This is a genomic window from Pseudoalteromonas sp. H71, assembly GCF_001468485.1.
Taxonomy (GTDB): domain Bacteria; phylum Pseudomonadota; class Gammaproteobacteria; order Enterobacterales; family Alteromonadaceae; genus Pseudoalteromonas.
In genome coordinates this window covers 58,132-78,067 of record NZ_LODI01000047.1, presented here as the reverse complement: position 1 = coordinate 78,067, position 19,936 = coordinate 58,132, and the positions used below count along the sequence as shown (strand labels likewise).

Below are 19,936 nucleotides of genomic sequence, written 5' to 3'. Positions count from 1 at the left end.
TTTTTTTAACATTAAAACCAACATTAAAGTGTTGAGTTTAATTACGAAAATGCATAAATAATAACCTGACTGTATTCTTCATCAGGAAATAAATTAGCTTTTGGATAATTTTCGCGATTTGGCGCATCAGGCCAATTTTGCGCTTCAAGACACAGTGCTTGGCGTGGCTTGAAAGGGTCACTAACAAAATTAGCTGTGTATAATTGCATACCCGGCTGAGTACTTAAGAGCGTTAAACTAATGCCGCTTTGCTGTGACATTAATGTAGCCATTATATGAAGACGGTTATCATTTTCGAATACATAGCAGTGATCTAACCCATTGGCCGCACCTAATTGTGTATCACTTTGCGACAATGCATCTTTTACTAATTTTGGCTTAATAAAATCAAAGCAGCTATTTGCAACGGGAGCAGGTTCACCTAATGGAATGCTGTGCTCGTTAATGGGTAAGTAGTGGGTTGCATTTACCTGCAGTAAATGATTGGCAATGGTGTCGCTGCCCTCAAGATTAAAATAACAATGGTTGGTAAAGTTAACGAGAGTTTCTTTGTTACAAGTTGCTTTAAACTTAAGTGAAAGTCGCCCATTTTCTGCAGTGATGGTTTGCCATACTTTTAATTGGCCCGGAAATCCCTGCTCGCCATCCTCTGAGCAATAATAAAGTTCAACTTCACTATCAGTTTGCTGAATCACTTGCCACTGCACTTTATTAAAGCCCTTCACACCACCATGCAGACTATTTGGACCATTATTTTTATCGAGTTGGTAATCTGTTCCGGCTAAAGTAAAACGCCCTTCTGCAATGCGGTTTGCATACCGGCCCACTGTTGCACCTAAATAAAACGGGTTTTGAAGATAATAGTGCGGATCGTCGACGCTGAGCGTCATTTCTTGGTTTTTAAATTTAATGCTTTTGATTATTGCGCCAAATGGCAATATTTCGGCAGTTAAATGCTTAGCGTCACTAAGCTGTATAACCTGCATTGGTTCATCAATGGTTGTCATCGTCACGCACATTCCCCAAAAGTTACCTAAATAACTATATTAGTTAGATAAGGCAGCTATATATACTATAAATAATATATAACTCAAATCGGTAACTCAATTAAAAAACGTTAAATTTTTTAATAAAATTTACAATTGCGTTATTTATTTAACGTTAATACTGACTACCTTTTAGTCATTGGCACTCAATTATTTATAATGAGCTAAGTTGAAATGTGCGTAACCCCGCAATATCGGTTTGTAAATTAAGCCATATGCTGCTCAAGTGCTGCTTTTTCTTCAGTGCTCAATGCGTGCTTAGCTTTTTTAGCAAAGTCATACCTGACCATAACGACCTTGCCAATCGCGCAACATTTATCATGCTGAAATGCCTCTTGCTTAAGTACAAAAGAGCTAGTGCCTATGTGTTCTACAGAGGTTTTAATCGTGATCTCGTGGCCATAAAATAACTCCCCTACAAACGACACCTCTATTTTGGCAATAACTAGCTTCCAATCATGTGGGTTTAAGTCTGGCGTAAAAAATTTAAAAATAGGTACGCGTGCGGCTTCAAACCACACGGGTAGTACGGTATTGTTGATGTGTCCGAGTGCATCTGTTTCGCTAAAGCGCGGTATCACTTTTTCAGTAAACATATTAATCCAAAAATAATTATACAAAGGTAAACCATGACGGACTTTATTCGCGTTTATGAAAACGCATTGAGCGATGATTTTTGTGAAAATTTTATTAATACGTTCACGCAAAGCCCGCATGTAAAACAAGGGGTTACATCAGGCGGTGTTGATTTAAAGAAAAAAGACAGCCACGACCTGCACCTAAATAGTCACCCCGAATATGCAGAGCAATTAAAACACATACAACAAACGACTGCACAGCATGTTTTTAAGTATATTGAAGAACATATTTTTATGATGATTGGCGCCTTTGGCTTAAAGGTTTATCATCCAAAAACGGGGGAGGTCATTGATTTAACTCAAGAGAACTTTGAAGAAGTAGGCAAACCACAGCTCCCTGTCCTTGTGCAGCAAATATTTAGATTAGGCAACATTCAAGCGCAGAAATACGAGGTCAATAAAGGGGGGTACCCGTATTGGCATAGTGAGGTTTACCCGCAGTTACAACACAATGAAGCACTGCATCGTGTACTTTTATTTATGTTTTACTTAAACGATGTAGAAGAAGGCGGGGAAACAGAGTTTTACTATCAAAACCGTAAAATAGCCCCTAAAAAAGGCACCATGGTGATAGCGCCTGGTTACTTTACGCATACACATAGAGGCAATAAGCCAGTATCAAACGATAAGTATATTTTAACCTCTTGGGTGCTATTTAACCGTGCAGAGCAAATATATGGTGCACCTAAAAGCTAAACCAATAAAAAAGCCATAAGTAACACTTATGGCTTTTTATATATTTAATAGACGAACTCTTTAACCAAGTAGCTCGTCAAACATATCAAACAGCTTATCAAGCTCTTCGACTGTGTTGTAATGCATACAACCAATACGTACTACGCCGCCTTTATCAAGCACGTTTAATTGCTTACACAAACCTTGCGCGTAAAAATGTCCATCCCACACACATATATGCTGTTTGCCTAAAAACTCTGAAACGGCGCGAGGCTCAAGCCCTTCAAACGTTAAAGCAAACGTAGGGGTACGTTCGTTTAAGCGATCAAAGTCATCAATACCGTACAATTTTATACGAGGGTAATTAACCAAACGCGTTAAAAAATGCTCACTAAGCGCCATCTCATGCTGTTTGGTTTTAGCAAACGCCACGCTTAGCTTTTCGCGGCGCGTATGGCCATCATCAAGCTCGCTTATTGCAGCAATGTAATCAACAGCAGCAACAAACCCTGCCATTGCTTCAAAGCTTTGGGTACCGGTTTCCCAGCGTCCCGGCGCTACATCTTTAGCGGGTTCGACTTTGTAAGGTGTAAAACCTTCTAAGTACTCAGTTTTACCAAAAACCATACCTAAGTGCGGGCCAAAAAACTTATATGCCGAGCACGCTAAAAAGTCACAATCAAGTGCCTGTACGTCAATAAGCTCATGCGGCGCATAATGCACAGCATCAACATACACAAGAGCGCCTACAGCATGAGCAAGCTCTATAATACGTTTAATATCGTTAATTGAGCCTGTGGTATTTGAGGCATAGGTAACAGCCACCAACTTAGTCTTGCTGTTTAATAAGCTTTCAAACTGCGTCATATCTAGGCTGCAATCGGCTTCATTAATCAAGGCAGTATTAACCTTAACGCCTTTATCTTCTGCGGCTTGCTGCCATGACGATACATTTGAAAAGTGATCGGCGTTAGTAACAATGATCTCATCACTTGCCTGCCAATTTCGCGAAATAGCACGGCTAAAACTAAAGGTCAGGCTGGTCATGTTAGGGCCAAACACTATATTTTGAGCACTTGGCGCATTGAGTAAATCTGCTGCAGCTTGGCGAGCATTTGCCATTAACTCAACGGTTTTATCACTTGAAAAAAACGCACCACCTAGGTTTGAGTTGTAGTACCCTAAATAAGCAGACATTGCATTTAGTACAGGCTGTGGCACTTGAGATCCACCTGGTCCGTCTAAAAATATCGGCGATTTACCATCAACGGTTTGTATTAATGCCGGAAACTGCTCACGTAATTGCGCTATGTTCATGCCCATTCCTTAAGAGGTAAGTACAAAACAATCCAGATAACCTGGCTTGCTGGCATCGACTTTATTCATTGGCGTCGCGTTGTGCCACACTTGACGATCGTTTATTAGTGCAAACATACCGTCTTTAATTTCCATTTTAAAACATGGTTCAGCTTGTTTGTTTTCATATACAAGTAACTCGCCACCTTCGAGGTTTTCGTGCGAAACACCGCATACGCAGACGTGGTCAAAGCCATCTTGGTGAACGCCTTCTGGCGCTGCTGGTGTATCGCTATCAATGGCAAGCATTCTAAATTGATGTATTTCAATATCACGCTCTTCATCAATACCTGTAATAGCGCAAAATTCGCTAACAATACTTTTCATGCCATCTGATTCAAGTAAGCTTTGCTCTAAATTTTCGTAAGTACGCTCAACGTTACCTTGAAACGTATTAATTGAATCGTCTTGAACAAATGCTTTGGCAGCTTGTAATTTTAGCTCACCATTTTGAAATTTAATTACTGAATAACGACGCTTACGAAATTCACCATCTGCATAGGGATTTGCAGGTAGGTTGTCAAAAGAAGGCTTAACCAAATCAATATTTGCTTGGTTAATAAAACGAAGTTGCAGTAAATTCTGGTTGTTTAATGCAGTCATGAAATCTCGCCTAAAATAATGAGAGTATTAGGAGGGATTTTAATGCATGTAGCGAGGAATTATTGCTTTATTATCTAACTTAAAAGCGAATAATACTTAAATTTAATTCAATATATTATTATTAAAGCATGAATAATCTAAATTACATTTAAACAATAAAAAACCCGCCGAAGCGGGTTTTTTTATTCAAACTCTATAAATTAAACAGCTTGCTGAATAATTACGTTGTCTGCTTTTTTAGTGTACTGAGGCATACGGTGGAAGTTCAAGTAACGGTAAGTATCTGCTGCCGTTGCATTGATTTTCGCTGCATATTCTTGGTACTCAGCTGGGGTAGGTAATTTACCTAAAATTGCCGCCACTGCAGCAAGCTCTGCTGATGCTAAGAATACGTTTGCGCCCGTACCTAAACGGTTAGGGAAGTTACGTGTTGAGGTAGAAACAACCGTTGCTTTATCTGCAACGCGTGCTTGGTTACCCATACATAGCGAACAACCTGGCGTTTCGATACGTGCACCAACACGACCAAAGATACCGTAGTAACCTTCGTCAGTTAGTTGGTCTTTATCCATCTTCGTTGGTGGAGCAACCCAAAGCTGTGTTGGAATACGACCAGTAAAGCCATCTAATAATTTACCTGCGGCACGGAAGTGACCAATATTAGTCATACAAGAACCGATAAATACTTCATCGATTTTCTCGCCTGTAACGTCAGATAGTAAACGCGCATCATCTGGGTCATTTGGCGCACAAAGTACTGGCTCTTTAATCTCTGCTAGGTCAATTTCAAGTACGTGCTTGTATTCAGCATCCGCATCAGCTTCCATAAGCTCTGGGTTAGCCAACCAATCTTGCATTGCAGTAATACGACGCTCGATTGTACGAACATCACCGTAACCTTCAGAAATCATCCACTTAAGCATAACAATGTTAGACTCAAGGTATTCGCTGATAGACTCTTTAGAAAGCTTAACAGTGCAACCTGCAGCTGAACGTTCTGCTGATGCATCTGATAACTCAAATGCTTGCTCAACAGTTAAGTGCTCAACACCTTCAATTTCTAGTACGCGACCAGAGAATTCGTTGATTTTACCTTTCTTCTCAACCGTTAATAGGCCTTCTTTGATACCGTAGTAAGGGATTGCATGTACAAGGTCACGTAACGTGATACCTGGCTGCATTTCACCTTTAAAACGAACCAAAATAGACTCAGGCATGTCAAGTGGCATAACACCAGTTGCTGCTGCGAATGCAACTGCACCTGAACCCGCTGGGAACGAAATACCTAGTGGGAAACGCGTATGTGAGTCACCACCAGTACCTACAGTATCTGGTAATAACATACGGTTTAACCAAGAGTGAATTACACCATCACCTGGGCGAAGTGAAACACCGCCACGGTTCATGATGAAATCAGGAAGCGTATGGTGAGTGTTTACGTCAATTGGTTTAGGGTAAGCAGAAGTATGACAGAATGACTGCATTGTTAAATCTGCAGAGAAACCTAAACATGCTAAGTCTTTAAGTTCATCACGTGTCATAGGACCTGTAGTATCTTGCGAACCTACAGTGGTCATTTTAGGCTCACAGTATTGGCCTGGGCGAATACCGGCAACGTTACATGCTTTACCAACCATTTTTTGCGCTAGTGTAAAGCCTTTGTCTGACTCTTCTGTCACTGCTGGTACTTTAAATACGTCAGTAGCACCTAAACCTAGAGATGTACGTGCTTTGTCTGTTAAACCACGACCAATGATAAGTGGAATACGACCACCAGCACGAACTTCATCAAGAATTACGTCTGATTTAAGTTCAAAAGTAGAGATAACGTCATCAGTACCGTGGCGCTTAACAACACCTTCGTATGGGTAGATGTCGATTTGGTCACCCATGTTGAACCCGTCAACATTTAATTCGATTGGTAACGCGCCAGAATCTTCCATTGTGTTAAAGAAGATAGGTGCAATTTTGTTACCTAAACATACACCACCAACACGTTTGTTTGGTACAAATGGGATATCATCACCCATAAACCAAAGCACAGAGTTAGTCGCAGACTTACGAGAAGAACCCGTACCTACAACATCACCTACGTAAGCAAGTGGTAAACCTTTAGTTTTTAATTCTTCAAGCTGAACGATCGGACCTACTTCACCCGCTTTGTCTGGGTTTATTCCATCACGCTCATTTTTTAGCATCGCCAAAGCATGAAGTGGGATATCAGGGCGTGACCATGCATCTGGCGCTGGTGATAAGTCATCGGTGTTAGTTTCACCCGTTACTTTAAATACAGTAACAGAGATTTTTTCAGCGACTGCTGGCTTATTTGTAAACCATTCAGCTGCAGCCCAAGATTCGATAATTTGCTTAGCAAACGCATTACCCGCTTTAGCTTTTTCTTCTACGTCGTAGAAAGCATCAAACATAAGTAGCGTATTTGAAAGGCCTTTTACTACGATTGGCGCTAATGACTCGTCATCAAGTAGGTCAATCATTGGCGCGATGTTGTATCCGCCTAACATTGTTCCTAATAATTCAGCTGCTTTTTCTTTAGAAATAAGAGAAGTACTCGCTTCACCTTTAGCAACAGCGGCTAAAAAGCCTGCTTTGATATATGCAGCATCATCCACACCTGGTGGTACACGATTAATTAATAAATCTAAAATGAATTCTTCTTCACCTGCCGGTGGATTTTTTATTAATTCAATAAGATCAGCAGTTTGCTGAGCATCTAATGGCGCTGGTACGATACCTAACGCGGCACGTTCTTCTACGTGTTTACGATATTCTTGTAGCACAATATTGCCCTCTTGGTGACGTGAAAGTATTCGGTAGCGCTTCATGCGCACTTGTTACCCAATACTTATAGTATTCTAACGCGTAATTATAAAGCTTTTATAGATAGATGAAAATCCATCCAGTTACACAACTGATTATACCGGCTATAAATAACATGAATAGTGGTTGCGGTAAATTCTATTTCCATGAATACTTATTAAGTAATAATCATTACGATTTAAATGGCAACCATAAAAAAACCCAGCATAAGCTGGGTTTCTATCATCAAATAATCTATTAACGTAAAACTTTTACCGTTTTGATTGTTTTGATGTGCGCTTCAACACGGCGGTTTTCTGCGTGTGCAGCTGCTGTGTTAGCCTCATTTTTAAGACGCTCTTCACCTAAACCTACCGTAGTGATACGGTCAGACGCAATACCATCGTCCATTAACTGCTTAGCTACAGCGTCAGCGCGTTTTTTTGATAACCACTTGTTGTAAGATGCTTTGCCTACTGCTGAAGTATGACCTTCTAAAAGCACTGTTGTATCTGGGTAATCTTTTAAGAAAGATGCAACTTGGTCGATGTCATCTAAGTAACGTTGTGATACAGCTGAATTGTTATTAGGGAAAGTCACTAATAAACTTACAGTTACTTCTTTATCTTCGTATAAAGTACAACCAGTACCATCAACAGCGTCTGTCATTGGTGTATTAGCACACTTATCGTCAACATCTAGAATGTTGTCGTTATCGCTATCAACAGGTGCTACTTGCACTTCAACAACTTCTGGCGCAGGCTGCACTGGCTCAGCAGGCATAGTGTTTTGACCAAAGAAATAGTTAATACCTAATTTAGCGCCAACATCTGTGTAACCTTTATCAATACCTTGGTATACAGCAGTTTCAACGTTAGCAAATAAGTTATCTGTAATGAAATGTCTGTAACCAACACCTGCGTTTAAGAACATGTTGTCTTCAACCACGTCCATTGATTTAATACCAACTAAACCGTAGAAAGGACCGCCATCTAAATGGTAAAGCGCATCAATACCAAAACGGCTTCCATCGATATTGTTACGGTTACCAGCAGCTTTGTCGAATGCATTAAAATCAAGATCTGCATACTCTAAACGAGCACTCCAAAAATCACTGAAACGGTAACCCGCTTCAAGACCAAAACCAGTCGACTCATTTACGTCAAGACCAGCCTGTGCGCTCATATTTTCCCAAGACGCATCGTAGTAGTCGCCAAATGCGCCAATATAGAAACCTTCTTGCTTGTCAGCAGCAAATGAAGATACGCTAGTTGCAGCTAACGCAATTGCAATAGTTAGTGATTTTAATTTCATTGTTTTCTTCCCATTTTAACAACTAATAAATTGTGGCTAATTAAGTACTAGCTCACTAAGTTTTATACAGACTAACTCAACTTTTGTTAATCAATACTTAACGAAAAATAAAGTTTATAATTTTTTTCAATGCGATATAACGATATCCAACAAATCAGTTTAGGTGAAATTTAAAACTTTACCTAGCTAGAAACCAACTAGTTGATTATATAAATCGATAATCTGCAGAAGACACAAAGACAACTCAATTAATTGTTCTTGCTCACAATGAAACTAACTTATCTTTATACATTTAGATAGTAACACCAGAATTTGCTTTGCTCAATCAATGAACATCTCTGTTCTAAAATATCGTTATTTATAATCATTAACTTATCTATTTTTACAACACTTAAGTACCACAAAAGGTTTTGTAGTTAGTATCATTTAAAGGCACCTTTTGAAATTCGGTCATATCATCGCTGAATAAGTACGGATTATTAGCCACTTTGATAAAACGACTCATCAGCTTACTTGAACCAAGCTCATTATATTCAGCTAATATTGTTTCAATTATATGATTTCGCGGAATGATACGTGGGTTGGCTGCTCGCATGATTTTGTAGCTATCGTTACTTATTCGGCTTTGCCACTTATTCGCCCACTCAGTTAGTTCTTCAGGAAAAGTTGCGTTGCCATTCACAAACTCCGTCAATGCATCAAAAGTATTGGTGTAATCAAGATGATGTGTTTGCAATAATGTTAGAAGCTCAGAAACAAGCTCTTTGTCGCCCTCGTTTGCATCAACCAGGCCTAATTTTTTGCTCCACATTACTGTAAATTGAGTATTAAATTGTTCTGAAAAGCGATGTATGACGGGAGTCAGTAATGACACTGCTTTTTCTTCATCATCGCTAATTAATGGGATAAGGCTTTCAGCTAAACGAGCACAATTCCAACTCGCCATATTTGGCTGGTTACCAAAAGCGTAGCGCCCTTGTTTGTCAATAGAGCTAAATACGGTGTCAAAGTCAAAATTATCCATCATCGCACACGGGCCATAATCTATGGTTTCACCGCTGACTAGCGTGTTGTCGGTGTTCATAACACCATGGATAAATCCTACGCGCATCCAATTAATTATTAAGCTTACCTGATTATTAGTCACTGATTCTAAAAAAGCTAGATACCGTTCTGGGCCTTCACTCTTTATTTCAGGGTAATGACGTCCAATAGCTAAATCCGCTAGCTTTTTTAAACCTTCAATATCACCTTGTGTTGCCAAATATTGAAACGAGCCTACCCGAATATGGCTACTTGCTAAGCGAGTAACAACAGCACCAGGCTGAGGCGGGTTGCGGTAAACGCTTTCGCCTGTGCCTACAACAGCTAAACAGCGAGTGGTTGGAATACCTAATGCGTGCATAGCTTCACTCATTACGTATTCACGAATAGCAGGGCCTAGTGCACATTTTCCATCGCCACCTCTAGAATACGGGGTAGCGCCTGAGCCTTTTAATTGAATATCCCATAGCTGGTTTTTATCGTCATTAATAGCGCCAAGCAAATGCGCACGCCCGTCACCTAAGCGAGGCGAAAAGTGTCCAAATTGATGCCCAGAATAGCCAAGCGCTACCGTCTTTATTTGCTGTGGCTCATTGCCTGCAAAGGTACTTGCACGCAGCTGCGGCTCAATTTCTATATTAAACTGCTTAGCTAACGATGCGTTCCACAGCAGCAATTGCGGTGCAGCAACGCTTGAGGGTTGATCCTCTATCGCGAAGTTATCTGCTATGTCTGTGTATCTCGGCACTAGTTTCATAATTAATCCTCAGCTTGTTGGCTTATACCTACGCGATTGTCACCCACACCGTAGGCCACAATTAAACTTAGCTCTTGCATGCTTAAACCACTTTGCTTTTGCATTTCATTAAAAAATGCCTGCGCAGCAGTGAGTGATTTTTTAGTTTGCAGCCCGCCATCAATTATTTTATGCGCTCTTAAGTAACTTTCTACATCGCGCGAAAGTAAAAATGTATCTTTACCAAGCGCTCTTAAAGCATAGGGGCCTGTATTGCCGCCCAACCGAGCACCGTGTTTTTTTAAATGCGCCCATAAACCAATAATATTATCTGTTGGCCACTGGGCAATAAACTTACTAAAGCTGCCATGCTCCTGTGCTATTTCGTGGATCATGTAAGCATTTTCAGGAATCGTTTTCACTTTTTTATAATTACGAATAATGCGTTCATCCGTTGCTTTTTGCTCTAGCATATCGGGCGGCATCATTAATAACTTATCAACGCTGAACTCCCAAAAAACCTCTCTAAAGCCCGGCCATTTACTATTTATTACCGACCAATAAAAGCCACTTTGAAAAACTTTTCGGGTAAATTCTTCAAGCCAATCGTCGTCACTTAACGTACTTAACGCTTTTTTAGATAAAGGTTTTGCGAGTAATAACTTAAGCATTTTTTCAGAGCCCTTTCGCTCCAACGCTCGCTTATAAATATCACTAAATTTTTCCATACTTATTAAATACCTCGCTGCTCATAGGGTTAGTGTACGAGAAAAGCAGCCAATACGTAACCACCGCTATTTTCGATGAGCTAATCTATATTTAGCAGCTTGACACCTAGACGGCTAAAATGTTTTAATCGCCGCAATTACCCTATTTAAATTGTATTTTGCTAACTCTTTTGCGGTTAAACAAAATACAAAGGGCTAGAAGAGGTGCGTTATTCAGGTAGCGTATGTTAGGAGCGCAAACTCCAGTGAGCATACGCCAGGGGAATACCGCCGAGAGGTAAACGCTTTTGCGAAGCAATTACTTCGGGCGACTAGGTTGAATCCTAGCGACTGTCACCAAGAGCTGTTTTTTAGCAGCTTATTAGTTTGGTGGAGAGCTTCTGGTCTTAAATAATAAGGCCGTGCGCCCTATTATTTTAAGCCCATTCGCTCTTCGAATACTGTTCGAACGACGTTAATGCGGCTCACATCATAAAGCCCCTTTAATATCTCGAACACCTTATAGGTTCGTAAGAGATGATCAACAACTTCAATTTAGACGACTACGCACTGTGGACAGCGCTTGTAACGCCGTTTGATCAACAAGGTAATGTTGACTACGACACACTCTCAACTCTCGTTAGTGAACAAGAAGCGGCACACAACGGTATTTTACTCCTTGGTAGTACAGGTGAAGGCTTAGCGCTGACACTTAAAGAGCAACAAGCCATTGTTGAGCACGTGTGCCAACTAAAGCCCAGTGTACCGCTTATGGTTGCTGTAGGCGGTAGCAATTTAGCCCAACAGAAAGAGTGGGTTAACTATTGCAATCAGTTACCTATTCACAGTTACTTACTAGGCTCGCCCCTTTATGCAAAACCAGGGGCTGTAGGTCAAACTCATTGGTACGAAAGCTTATTAAACGAAAGCGCGCACCCGTGTATGTTGTACAACGTACCAGGTAGAAGCGGTGTAAGTATTCCGGTGCAAACCATCGAAAATTTACAGGCGCATCCAAAGCTCTGGGCGTTAAAAGAAGCCAGTGGCAACATCACCCAATTTGAAGCATACCGACAAGCCGCACCTAATTTAGCGCTATACAGTGGCGACGATGCACTTATGCCCTATTTCGCGCAAGCTGGCGCAAAAGGCTTAGTATCGGTTGCAGCAAACGCGTGGCCAACACAAACGCATGAGTTTGTAAAACGCAGCCTAAGTGGCCAACACCCCAATTTATTTGCTCAGTGGACTCGCGCTATTAATAGCCTTTTTGCTGTAGCAAACCCTATTCCCGTTAAAGTGTTAATGCACCAACAAGGCCGCTTAAGTAGCTCGTTGCTACGCCCACCTTTAACGCATCTTGAGTTAACGCAAACCGATTGCATTACTACTGCAAACGACACCATTTTATCTTGGCATTAAATACAGGTTTTTATAATGAGCTGGTTAGAACTACTAAATAATTTAGAATCGGGCGCAGTACGCGCAGCATCACAAAACGAAAGCGGCCAATGGGAAGCTAACGTAGAAGTAAAACAAGGCATTTTAGAAGCCTTTAAAAATGGCACTAACACTGAGTTTGCAGGTGGTTTTGTAGATAAACACAACCTTGCACCGCAAGAGTTTAGTACTGACAACGGCGTGCGTATGGTACCTGGTGGTTCAAGCGTTCGCCGTGGTGCATACGTAGCTAAAGGCACTATTATTATGCCACCAGCGTACGTAAACATTGGCGCATACATCGACGAAGGCACTATGGTTGATAGCCACGCATTAGTAGGCTCGTGTGCACAAGTAGGTAAAAACGTACATTTGAGCGCAGCTGTGCAACTTGGCGGTGTACTTGAGCCAATTGGTGCAAGCCCTGTAGTAGTTGAAGACGATGCCTTTATTGGCGCAGGTTGTGTCATTGTTGAAGGCGTAGTTGTTAAAAAAGGGGCAGTACTAGCGCCAGGCGTACGCTTATCTGCAACCATTCCGGTATACGACTGCGTTAATGAGCGTCAGCTTGATAAAGGCGAACCAATCCCAGAATACGCAATTGTAATACCTGGCTCTCGCCCGGCGTCAAACGAATGGGCACGTGAGCAAGGCTTGAGCATGTCGTGTGCGTTAATTGTTAAATACCGTGACGAACAAAGCGATGCATCATTATTGCTAGAAGAGGTTTTACGATAATGAGCTTTTTGAGCACGCCAATCAAAACCTCTGTTAATACGCTTACACAGCAACTTGATACCCCTTTTTTTGTTTACGACTTAGATAAACTAAACGCACACCTTGCGCGTTTAGTTGCGCAAACCGATGTAAAACTTTGGTATGCAGTAAAAGCGAACCCGCTTTCTAAGATTATTCAAAGCTTAGATAGCGCAGGCTTTAACTTTGACGTTGCAAGTAAAGGTGAACTTGAACAAGTCCTTGCACAAGGTATTAGTTCGCAGCGCGTGCTCAACACAGGGCCTGCAAAGAGCCCTAAACAAATTAAACACTTTATTGATCGCGGTGTGCGCATATTTGTTGCCGAAAGCCTCAATCAAGTGCGTTGGTTAAACCAACAAGCGCAGCTGCAAAATACGCAGCTGCAAGTTTTATTACGTGTGCAACTACGCTGGCCTGAAGGTGAAAAAAATCCTCTAGGCGGCGACAGCCTAACTCCGTTTGGGCTTGGCTGCGATGAATGGCAAGCACTAAATACCGCCGATTACCCAGCCCTTAGCTTTGATGGCCTACATATATTTCAGTGGGGTAACATGCTTAGCACGCAAAAGCTAAGCGAGCTGTGGTCGCAAATGATTGCACCGCTTACCACCTTGGCTAATAACTTAAATATAAACCTTAAAGTTTTAGACTTAGGCGGCGGTTTAGGTATTCCTTACACACCAAACGATGCAACACTTGAGTGGGATGGATTAATCACCGCGCTGGCAAAAATTAAAAAAGATGCGGGTGTAGACGAGCTATGGATGGAGCTTGGCCGTTACGCTGTAGGCGAATGCGGTCATTACGCTAACCCCGTCGTTGAGTGCAAACAAAACTACGGCCAACAGCAAGTTATTTTAACCGGTGGTATTAACCACTTATTGCGCCCTGCTGTTACAAGCCAAGATTTTCCTGCGGCGTTACTGCGCGAATCAACAGCGCCAGAACAAGCAATGAGCTTATATGGGCCGTTATGTACGGCCCTTGATTGCTTAGGCGAGCATAACTTACCAAGCGATTTAAACGAGCAAGACTGGCTGGTATTTAGCCAATGTGGCGCCTATGGTTTTACCGAAAGCATGCCGTATTTTTTATGCCATGAGCTGGCAGCAGAATATGTGTTACACAATGGTGAGCTCACCTGTGTACGCCAAGCAGAAGATGCCAGCCACTATTTAAGGTAATAAACATGAGCATAACAACACCAATCAGCCAAGAAAACATTGTAGTAGGGGAAGTGGCAAACGGCTTGCCTCTCACTATTCCTGTGTATCGCTTAAAAGGCGATGGCAGCGGGCCAAGTGTTTATATTCAAGCAAATATGCACGGCGCTGAAGTACAAGGTAACGCGGTTATTTTTCAGCTGTTAGAGCAATTAAAACAGCTCAATTTAAAAGGCGACATTACCTTAGTACCTTATGCTAACCCTATTGGGTGTAACCAAAAATCAGGGGAATTTACCCTTGGCCGATTCGACCCGATTACTGGCACTAACTGGAACCGCATGTATCACTACAATAGTGATTTAGTCACCCAGTTTGCCAAAGATCATAGCCAGTACGGCGATGCAGCTTTAAAAAGTAACTTTAAAAAAGCCCTGCTTGATGAAATAGATGCCAAACTTAACGGCCCCGCTTATTTACTCAATACAGGTAAACGCATTGCGCTTAATTTGCAAAAGCTTGCGCACCAAGCCGACATAGTACTCGATTTACACACAGGGCCTATCTCAAGCAAGCACTTATATTGCCCAGCGTATGCAACCGACAGCGCTCGTTATTTTAATATTGAACATATACTGCTCATCCCAAGCGACTTTGATGGCGCCATGGACGAAGCAAGCTTTTGCCCATGGTGGCACCTAAGTGATGCACTTAGCGCGCAAGGGCGATCATTCAACGTACAGGTAGAAGCCTTTACGGTTGAGCTAGGTAGCCAAGAAAAAATAGACCTAAAAGAAGCACTCAACGATTCAAATAGCATTTTAAGTTACCTAAATCATAAAAACGTATTGGTAGACGCACCACACAAACCGAGCAATATAACCCGCTACGCATGCCATTTAGATGACTACTTTGCTTACTACGCCCCTATTGGCGGCATGGTTGAATATGTAGCCCCACTAGGTGGGCATATTAAAGCAGGCGAGCCCATTGCACATGTTTTACGCATGGAGCGCTACTTGAGTGAGCAGCCACTACAAACGCTCAGCCTCGATTTCGATGCCATCGCTATTTTGCACTTTGCCTCGGCAAGCGTAAACCAAGGCACTGAGTTGTATAAATTTTTTACCAACATATTTGAGTTATAGCGCACTGCGCTATCACTCACCCTTCTCATTGCGTGAGAGTACATTAATCTCCTAAGTTAATGTACATTAGACAAAGCGGCTTAGGCCGCTTTTCTTTTGATCTATCAGTACCGCTTTTAACGTAATGTAAACAGTTCAGTAAAAGTTCACTGTACCTAATGTAAAAAGCGTTATAATAAAATAAATCACAACCTACCCAATACTCACAAGGAATTACAATGAGCTGGCGCCACTGGATCACCCTTTCAGCTTTACTAAGTACCGCAGCATTTGCGCAAGACGAAGTACCAACAAACGAGCAAGACAGCAGCATAGAACTCGTCAAGCAATGTATTTTGAATGAAGTGATTGGGGGCGATGGCAAGCAAACACTCGATGAGCTTCGTAAAAAATGCTCTGCACTGGAAGAAAACAAACAACTGACCGCACTTGATAAACGCCAAGCACGTGAAGAGGTAGGCAAAAAAAATCGTAATGTAATCACACCCCATAAACGTAATTACATATTGCCATTATCATATGTATCGCATCCAAACGATCGCCCGTTCGATCGTTTTGACGAGCTCACAGACGAACAAGATGGTGATACACTCGATAACTTAGAAGCTAAATATCAGCTTTCAATCAAGGTCCCCTTGTTTGACGAATTCTCTGACGAAGACCAAGCATTGTATTTTGGCTTTACCCTGCAATCGTATTGGCAAATTTATAACTCGGAAATTTCATCGCCATTTCGTGAAACTAACTACGAGCCAGAAATTTTCTGGATGAATTACCTTGATCCAGAAAACGTACTCTGGGGCGATGAAATGGCTATTGTGCTCGGTATATCGCACCAGTCAAATGGCCGTAGCCAACCAAACTCGCGCTCGTGGAACCGTATTTACGCCGATTTCATTTGGGAAAACCGAGGCTTTGTTTTTAGTTTTAAACCTTGGTACCGCATAGCTGAAGACGAAAAAGAAGATCTGCTAGACGCAAAAGGTGACGATAACCCCGATATTTACAAATACATGGGGTATTTTGAATTTAGTGGTGCGTATCGTTATCACGATCATGAATTTAGCTTTATGACTCGCAACAATTTAAACTCAGACAATCGCGGTGCACTTCAGCTTGATTGGTCATTTCCTTTGTGGGGCCGCGTTCGTGGCTACGCGCAATACTTTAACGGCTACGGTGAAAGCCTAATTGATTACAACGCCGATGTTGAGCGGATTGGCGTGGGTATCTTATTAACCGATTTGTTATAAAATCAGCGCATAAAAAAGCCAAGCATTAATTATTAAGTGCTTGGCTTTTTTAATTAAAAATTACTCGTTATTTTTTTACGGCAAACACACCTTCAAACTCAGCAACTACATTGTCACCATCATAAATGGTTACCGGTACCACATAACTTGTTTTACCATCGGCTTCTAAATCGCTTAATTTACCTTTACACGCTTGTAAATCGACACAACCGCGCGGATCTGTATTGAGTGGCTTTAAGTACTTAATATTGGCATCAGCCAGTACAATATTACCTTCAAGCCCCGCTTCTTTGAGCGCCAAATACGTTGCTCCCCAGCCAGTTAATGTGGCTAAGCTATAAATAGAACCAGCAAACATGGTGTTATGTAAATTTAAATTAGCGTCTAAATCAGCGCTGGTTGTAAATTGCCAATCGGTGTAACTTTCTACTTTAATGCCCATTGCATCACTAATAGGAATTGATTCCCGCCAGATATTTTGTAGCACTTGAGTCCAATTAGGATGACGAAACCAACCTGGCTCACTCGGCTTTTGCTTAACCATTTTAAAATGCTGAACATCACCGTAAGCTAAGTGCGCTTTTTCTTTTAATTCGTAGCCGTGGCGCTTATAAAATTCAAGTGCGCGTTCGCGTGCAAATAACACCAGTTCATCGGCATTTTGTGTCCATGCTATTTTTTCTAAATCGTGTAACAGACGACTACCAATATGCTGATTTCGGTTACCTTCAGCCACCGCCATATAACGAACCTGAGCTTGCTCATGGTTATTAAAATGTAATCGAGCCACCCCTAATACTTCACCCTCTTTATTTTTTATAAACCGGTGTTCAGCGTCCTGCTCTAAATCATCTTGTTCAGAACCCCTGGGCTCGCCCCAAGGAGCACGTAATACTTCCCAACGTAATTGATAATAAGCTTGCCAATCTTCGCTACTTTGTGGGGTACTTACTTGAAACATACTTACTCCTGTTGTTGTAAAAGCCGCATGTAAAAATCTAAAAAGGCCTCAACCTGTTGATGGCAAATACCATACTCCATCTTAAAAAAACTGCAAATACGACTTTGGTGAGACTTTATAAATGCGTAAAAAATTAATGACAAATCACATTGCGCTTTAACCAAGCTGGTTTATGCTAAAGATCATGACCACATATATTGATGCCTCAACAGGCCTAATTAATAGCCATTTTATTGAAGGCAGCCAAAATGAAGGAGTCCTACTTTATTGGCACAACGTAAATGGCGAGCACATTCAAGTGCGCGAGCATGGTAATTTGCGGTGGCTGCTAATTAATAATACGTTGCAATCCATTATCGATGTCAAAAACCCTGAAGCTCTGTTGTTTCCTCACTTACAATATTTGGCTAAACAATGGCAAACACTTTCACCCCCTAATAACGTGCTTGAACTTGGGCTAGGTGGTGGGGCTATTCGCAACTATTTACTTAACCAATACCCCCAAGTAAATATAACGTCAGTTGAAAAAAACGCAGAAATATTGGCGTGTTATTCACAGTTTTTTGCAATCAAAAGTGATGAGAATTTACTTTGCGCTGACGCGCAGCTGGTATTAAATACTGCCCGAAATATTGATTGGATTATTTTAGATTTGTTTAGCCACATAGATGCACCCCGTTTTTTATTTGAACGCGCATTTTATGAAAAAATCTACTCAGCGCTGAACAACAACGGGACACTCTTTATTAATTTTTTATCGCAACACAGCTCACAGTTAAAGCAACTTCAGCAACAATTACGCCATGTATTTGGCTGTGATATTCACTCTCAAAAAATTAAGGGGTACGTTAACCATATTGTTGTGATTCACAAGCAAACACCTTAAACAGATAAGTTAAACGTAACCGGCCCATCGTTACATAAGCTCACTTGCATATCGGCACCGAACTCCCCAGTTGCTACTTTAATTCCTAACGCTTTGGCTTGGTCAACAAAATACTCATACAACTCATTAGCTTGGCTTGGGGTTGCCGCCGATGAAAAGCTCGGACGCATTCCTTTTTTGGTATCAGCCGCTAATGTAAATTGCGAAACCACTAGTAACTCTCCGCCTATATCTTTTAGGCTTAAGTTCATTTTGTTGTTTTCGTCGGTAAAAATTCGGTAATTACTGACTTTATGTAAAAGCTTATCGGCAGCGTGTTTATCGTCTGCTTTTTCAACACCTAACAAAAGTAAAATACCTTGCGCTACTTGCCCAATTACTTGGTTGTTAACTTCTACCTTTGCGTGTTTTACGCGCTGTATTAGCCCTTGCATTTAATGTATATCCTTTAATTCTGGTTCTTCTTCCAGTTCTATTTCTGGGGTATCCTCAATATCATTTGGGCTAATACATGCCGTAAATTCGGCGCCCAAAAGTACAACTACCCACGCTAAATACACCCACACAAATAAAATTGGAATTGTGGCTACTGCACCATAAATCACTTCATACGAAGGAAAGTGGCTAATATAAAGTGCAAACCCTTTTTTTGTTAGCTCAAATAAAAGCGCAGCAAATAATGCCCCTGGCACTGCGGCTTTAAACGATACGCGTGTATTAGGCACTAGGGTATAAAGCATGATGAACCCCATCATCGAAATTCCATAAGGGAGCAATTTTAATAAAAAACCACTAAACCCTGGAATACCTTGATCAGCAAACGAGACGAACGACACAATGTACGAAGTTACACCAATACTTGCCCCCAGTAACACGGGGCCTAAACTCAGTACCATCCAATACACTGCAAATGAAATCATCATCGGGCGCTTTTTCTTAATACGCCAAATACGATTAAGTGTTGCATCTACATTACGTATTAAAAGTAAGGCAACAGCGGCTAAAAAACCTATACCCACTGCAGTCATTTGATTGGCATTTCCTGCAAAGGAGCTAATATGCTCTCTGATCACATCCGTAGAAGTCGGTACAAAGTTAGTAAACAAAAAGCTTTCTATTTCCATGCGTGTCGATTCAAACCCCGGAAACGCTGAAAATATAGCAACACCCACCGCAATAAGTGGTATTAATGAAAGTAGCGTTACGTAAGCAAGGTAACCAGCATTAACTGTAATTTGATCATCTATACAACGGTTAATATATTGCATCCACCAGCCGGGTTGCTGGCGTATAAAGGACTTAACTTGCTGTTTGTAATGGGAGAGCTTATCATTCATACAATTGACTTGTGCTTATCGAGTTTTGATTATCATAACAATCAGCACCGGAA

The 19,936-nt window shown here is 41.3% G+C and carries 18 protein-coding genes and 1 riboswitch; of the genes, 7 read left to right on the top strand and 11 right to left on the bottom strand.

The features are described from left to right. Positions 1-41 precede the first annotated feature (41 nt). Positions 42-1,007: an aldose epimerase family protein gene (locus tag ATS71_RS17505; RefSeq protein ID WP_058405952.1), complete on the bottom strand. Its 966-nt coding sequence runs from the start codon at positions 1,005-1,007 to the stop codon at positions 42-44. A gap of 245 nt (positions 1,008-1,252) precedes the next feature. After that, complete coding sequence (locus ATS71_RS17500; RefSeq protein WP_058405951.1) at positions 1,253-1,642, bottom strand: acyl-CoA thioesterase; 390 nt, start codon at positions 1,640-1,642, stop codon at positions 1,253-1,255. 33 nt (positions 1,643-1,675) lie between these two features. Between ATS71_RS17500 and ATS71_RS17495 the strand changes: the two genes are divergently transcribed. Further along, on the top strand, positions 1,676-2,380 hold the full coding sequence (locus ATS71_RS17495) for a 2OG-Fe(II) oxygenase (RefSeq protein ID WP_058405950.1): 705 nt from the start codon (positions 1,676-1,678) through the stop codon (positions 2,378-2,380). 60 nt (positions 2,381-2,440) lie between these two features. Here the strand turns inward: ATS71_RS17495 and ATS71_RS17490 are convergent, their stop codons facing one another. The 6 genes from ATS71_RS17490 to ATS71_RS17465 all read right to left on the bottom strand — a co-directional run bounded on the left by ATS71_RS17490 (position 2,441) and on the right by ATS71_RS17465 (position 10,957). Then, on the bottom strand, positions 2,441-3,676 hold the full coding sequence (locus ATS71_RS17490; protein WP_058405949.1) for a cysteine desulfurase-like protein: 1,236 nt from the start codon (positions 3,674-3,676) through the stop codon (positions 2,441-2,443). A 9-nt stretch (positions 3,677-3,685) separates the two neighbouring features. Then, positions 3,686-4,318: a 2OG-Fe dioxygenase family protein gene (locus ATS71_RS17485; protein WP_058405948.1), complete on the bottom strand. Its 633-nt coding sequence runs from the start codon at positions 4,316-4,318 to the stop codon at positions 3,686-3,688. Positions 4,319-4,518: 200 nt separating this feature from the next. Continuing rightward, on the bottom strand, positions 4,519-7,116 hold the full coding sequence (acnB, locus tag ATS71_RS17480) for a bifunctional aconitate hydratase 2/2-methylisocitrate dehydratase (RefSeq protein ID WP_058405994.1): 2,598 nt from the start codon (positions 7,114-7,116) through the stop codon (positions 4,519-4,521). 277 nt (positions 7,117-7,393) lie between these two features. Then, positions 7,394-8,449 (bottom strand): OmpA family protein, encoded by a 1,056-nt coding sequence (locus tag ATS71_RS17475; RefSeq protein ID WP_058405947.1) that lies wholly within the window; start codon positions 8,447-8,449, stop codon positions 7,394-7,396. Between the two features lie 391 nt (positions 8,450-8,840). Then, on the bottom strand, positions 8,841-10,250 hold the full coding sequence (locus ATS71_RS17470) for a protein adenylyltransferase SelO (protein ID WP_058405946.1): 1,410 nt from the start codon (positions 10,248-10,250) through the stop codon (positions 8,841-8,843). A 2-nt stretch (positions 10,251-10,252) separates the two neighbouring features. Continuing rightward, the gene (locus ATS71_RS17465; protein WP_058405945.1) at positions 10,253-10,957 is read right to left on the bottom strand and encodes a DNA-3-methyladenine glycosylase I; all 705 of its coding nucleotides are present in this window, start codon (positions 10,955-10,957) and stop codon (positions 10,253-10,255) included. 191 nt (positions 10,958-11,148) lie between these two features. Further along, positions 11,149-11,345: riboswitch (Lysine riboswitch) on the top strand. A 128-nt stretch (positions 11,346-11,473) separates the two neighbouring features. Between ATS71_RS17465 and dapA the strand changes: the two genes are divergently transcribed. From dapA to ATS71_RS17440, 5 genes are all read left to right on the top strand, one after another. Then, positions 11,474-12,358 (top strand): 4-hydroxy-tetrahydrodipicolinate synthase, encoded by an 885-nt coding sequence (gene dapA, locus ATS71_RS17460; RefSeq protein ID WP_058405944.1) that lies wholly within the window; start codon positions 11,474-11,476, stop codon positions 12,356-12,358. 15 nt (positions 12,359-12,373) lie between these two features. Beyond that, the gene (locus ATS71_RS17455; RefSeq protein WP_058405943.1) at positions 12,374-13,114 is read left to right on the top strand and encodes a 2,3,4,5-tetrahydropyridine-2,6-dicarboxylate N-succinyltransferase; all 741 of its coding nucleotides are present in this window, start codon (positions 12,374-12,376) and stop codon (positions 13,112-13,114) included. Next, complete coding sequence (locus ATS71_RS17450) at positions 13,114-14,319, top strand: PLP-dependent decarboxylase (RefSeq protein ID WP_058405942.1); 1,206 nt, start codon at positions 13,114-13,116, stop codon at positions 14,317-14,319. Before ATS71_RS17455 ends, ATS71_RS17450 begins: the two co-directional genes overlap by 1 nt. Before the next feature lie 5 nt (positions 14,320-14,324). Then, positions 14,325-15,446, top strand: a complete 1,122-nt coding sequence (locus ATS71_RS17445) for a succinylglutamate desuccinylase/aspartoacylase family protein (protein WP_058405941.1) — start codon at positions 14,325-14,327, stop codon at positions 15,444-15,446. A 218-nt stretch (positions 15,447-15,664) separates the two neighbouring features. Then, positions 15,665-16,699, top strand: coding sequence for a phospholipase A (locus ATS71_RS17440; RefSeq protein WP_058405940.1), 1,035 nt, complete (start codon positions 15,665-15,667; stop codon positions 16,697-16,699). 67 nt (positions 16,700-16,766) lie between these two features. Here ATS71_RS17440 and ATS71_RS17435 read toward each other — a convergent pair whose 3' ends face one another. Beyond that, positions 16,767-17,660: a bifunctional GNAT family N-acetyltransferase/hotdog fold thioesterase gene (locus ATS71_RS17435; RefSeq protein ID WP_058405939.1), complete on the bottom strand. Its 894-nt coding sequence runs from the start codon at positions 17,658-17,660 to the stop codon at positions 16,767-16,769. A gap of 172 nt (positions 17,661-17,832) precedes the next feature. Here ATS71_RS17435 and ATS71_RS17430 point away from each other — a divergent pair, with 172 nt between their 5' ends. Next, positions 17,833-18,546, top strand: coding sequence for a spermidine synthase (locus ATS71_RS17430; protein ID WP_058405938.1), 714 nt, complete (start codon positions 17,833-17,835; stop codon positions 18,544-18,546). Here the strand turns inward: ATS71_RS17430 and dtd are convergent. Both dtd and ATS71_RS17420 read right to left on the bottom strand, forming a co-directional pair. After that, positions 18,543-18,980, bottom strand: coding sequence for a D-aminoacyl-tRNA deacylase (gene dtd / locus ATS71_RS17425; protein WP_058405937.1), 438 nt, complete (start codon positions 18,978-18,980; stop codon positions 18,543-18,545). The two genes, ATS71_RS17430 and dtd, sit on opposite strands and share 4 nt — an antisense overlap. After that, positions 18,981-19,883, bottom strand: a complete 903-nt coding sequence (locus ATS71_RS17420) for a virulence factor BrkB family protein (RefSeq protein ID WP_058405936.1) — start codon at positions 19,881-19,883, stop codon at positions 18,981-18,983. Positions 19,884-19,936: the final 53 nt, after the last annotated feature.

Coding starts and splice junctions, on each gene's coding strand:
- ATS71_RS17505 (WP_058405952.1), bottom strand. CDS start 1,007: ATGACAACCATTGATGAACCAATGCAGGTTATACAGCTTAGTGACGCT.
- ATS71_RS17500 (WP_058405951.1), bottom strand. CDS start 1,642: ATGTTTACTGAAAAAGTGATACCGCGCTTTAGCGAAACAGATGCACTC.
- ATS71_RS17495 (WP_058405950.1), top strand. CDS start 1,676: ATGACGGACTTTATTCGCGTTTATGAAAACGCATTGAGCGATGATTTT.
- ATS71_RS17490 (WP_058405949.1), bottom strand. CDS start 3,676: ATGAACATAGCGCAATTACGTGAGCAGTTTCCGGCATTAATACAAACC.
- ATS71_RS17485 (WP_058405948.1), bottom strand. CDS start 4,318: ATGACTGCATTAAACAACCAGAATTTACTGCAACTTCGTTTTATTAAC.
- ATS71_RS17475 (WP_058405947.1), bottom strand. CDS start 8,449: ATGAAATTAAAATCACTAACTATTGCAATTGCGTTAGCTGCAACTAGC.
- ATS71_RS17470 (WP_058405946.1), bottom strand. CDS start 10,250: ATGAAACTAGTGCCGAGATACACAGACATAGCAGATAACTTCGCGATA.
- ATS71_RS17465 (WP_058405945.1), bottom strand. CDS start 10,957: ATGGAAAAATTTAGTGATATTTATAAGCGAGCGTTGGAGCGAAAGGGC.
- dapA (WP_058405944.1), top strand. CDS start 11,474: ATGATCAACAACTTCAATTTAGACGACTACGCACTGTGGACAGCGCTT.
- ATS71_RS17455 (WP_058405943.1), top strand. CDS start 12,374: ATGAGCTGGTTAGAACTACTAAATAATTTAGAATCGGGCGCAGTACGC.
- ATS71_RS17450 (WP_058405942.1), top strand. CDS start 13,114: ATGAGCTTTTTGAGCACGCCAATCAAAACCTCTGTTAATACGCTTACA.
- ATS71_RS17445 (WP_058405941.1), top strand. CDS start 14,325: ATGAGCATAACAACACCAATCAGCCAAGAAAACATTGTAGTAGGGGAA.
- ATS71_RS17440 (WP_058405940.1), top strand. CDS start 15,665: ATGAGCTGGCGCCACTGGATCACCCTTTCAGCTTTACTAAGTACCGCA.
- ATS71_RS17435 (WP_058405939.1), bottom strand. CDS start 17,660: ATGTTTCAAGTAAGTACCCCACAAAGTAGCGAAGATTGGCAAGCTTAT.
- ATS71_RS17430 (WP_058405938.1), top strand. CDS start 17,833: ATGCTAAAGATCATGACCACATATATTGATGCCTCAACAGGCCTAATT.
- dtd (WP_058405937.1), bottom strand. CDS start 18,980: ATGCAAGGGCTAATACAGCGCGTAAAACACGCAAAGGTAGAAGTTAAC.
- ATS71_RS17420 (WP_058405936.1), bottom strand. CDS start 19,883: ATGAATGATAAGCTCTCCCATTACAAACAGCAAGTTAAGTCCTTTATA.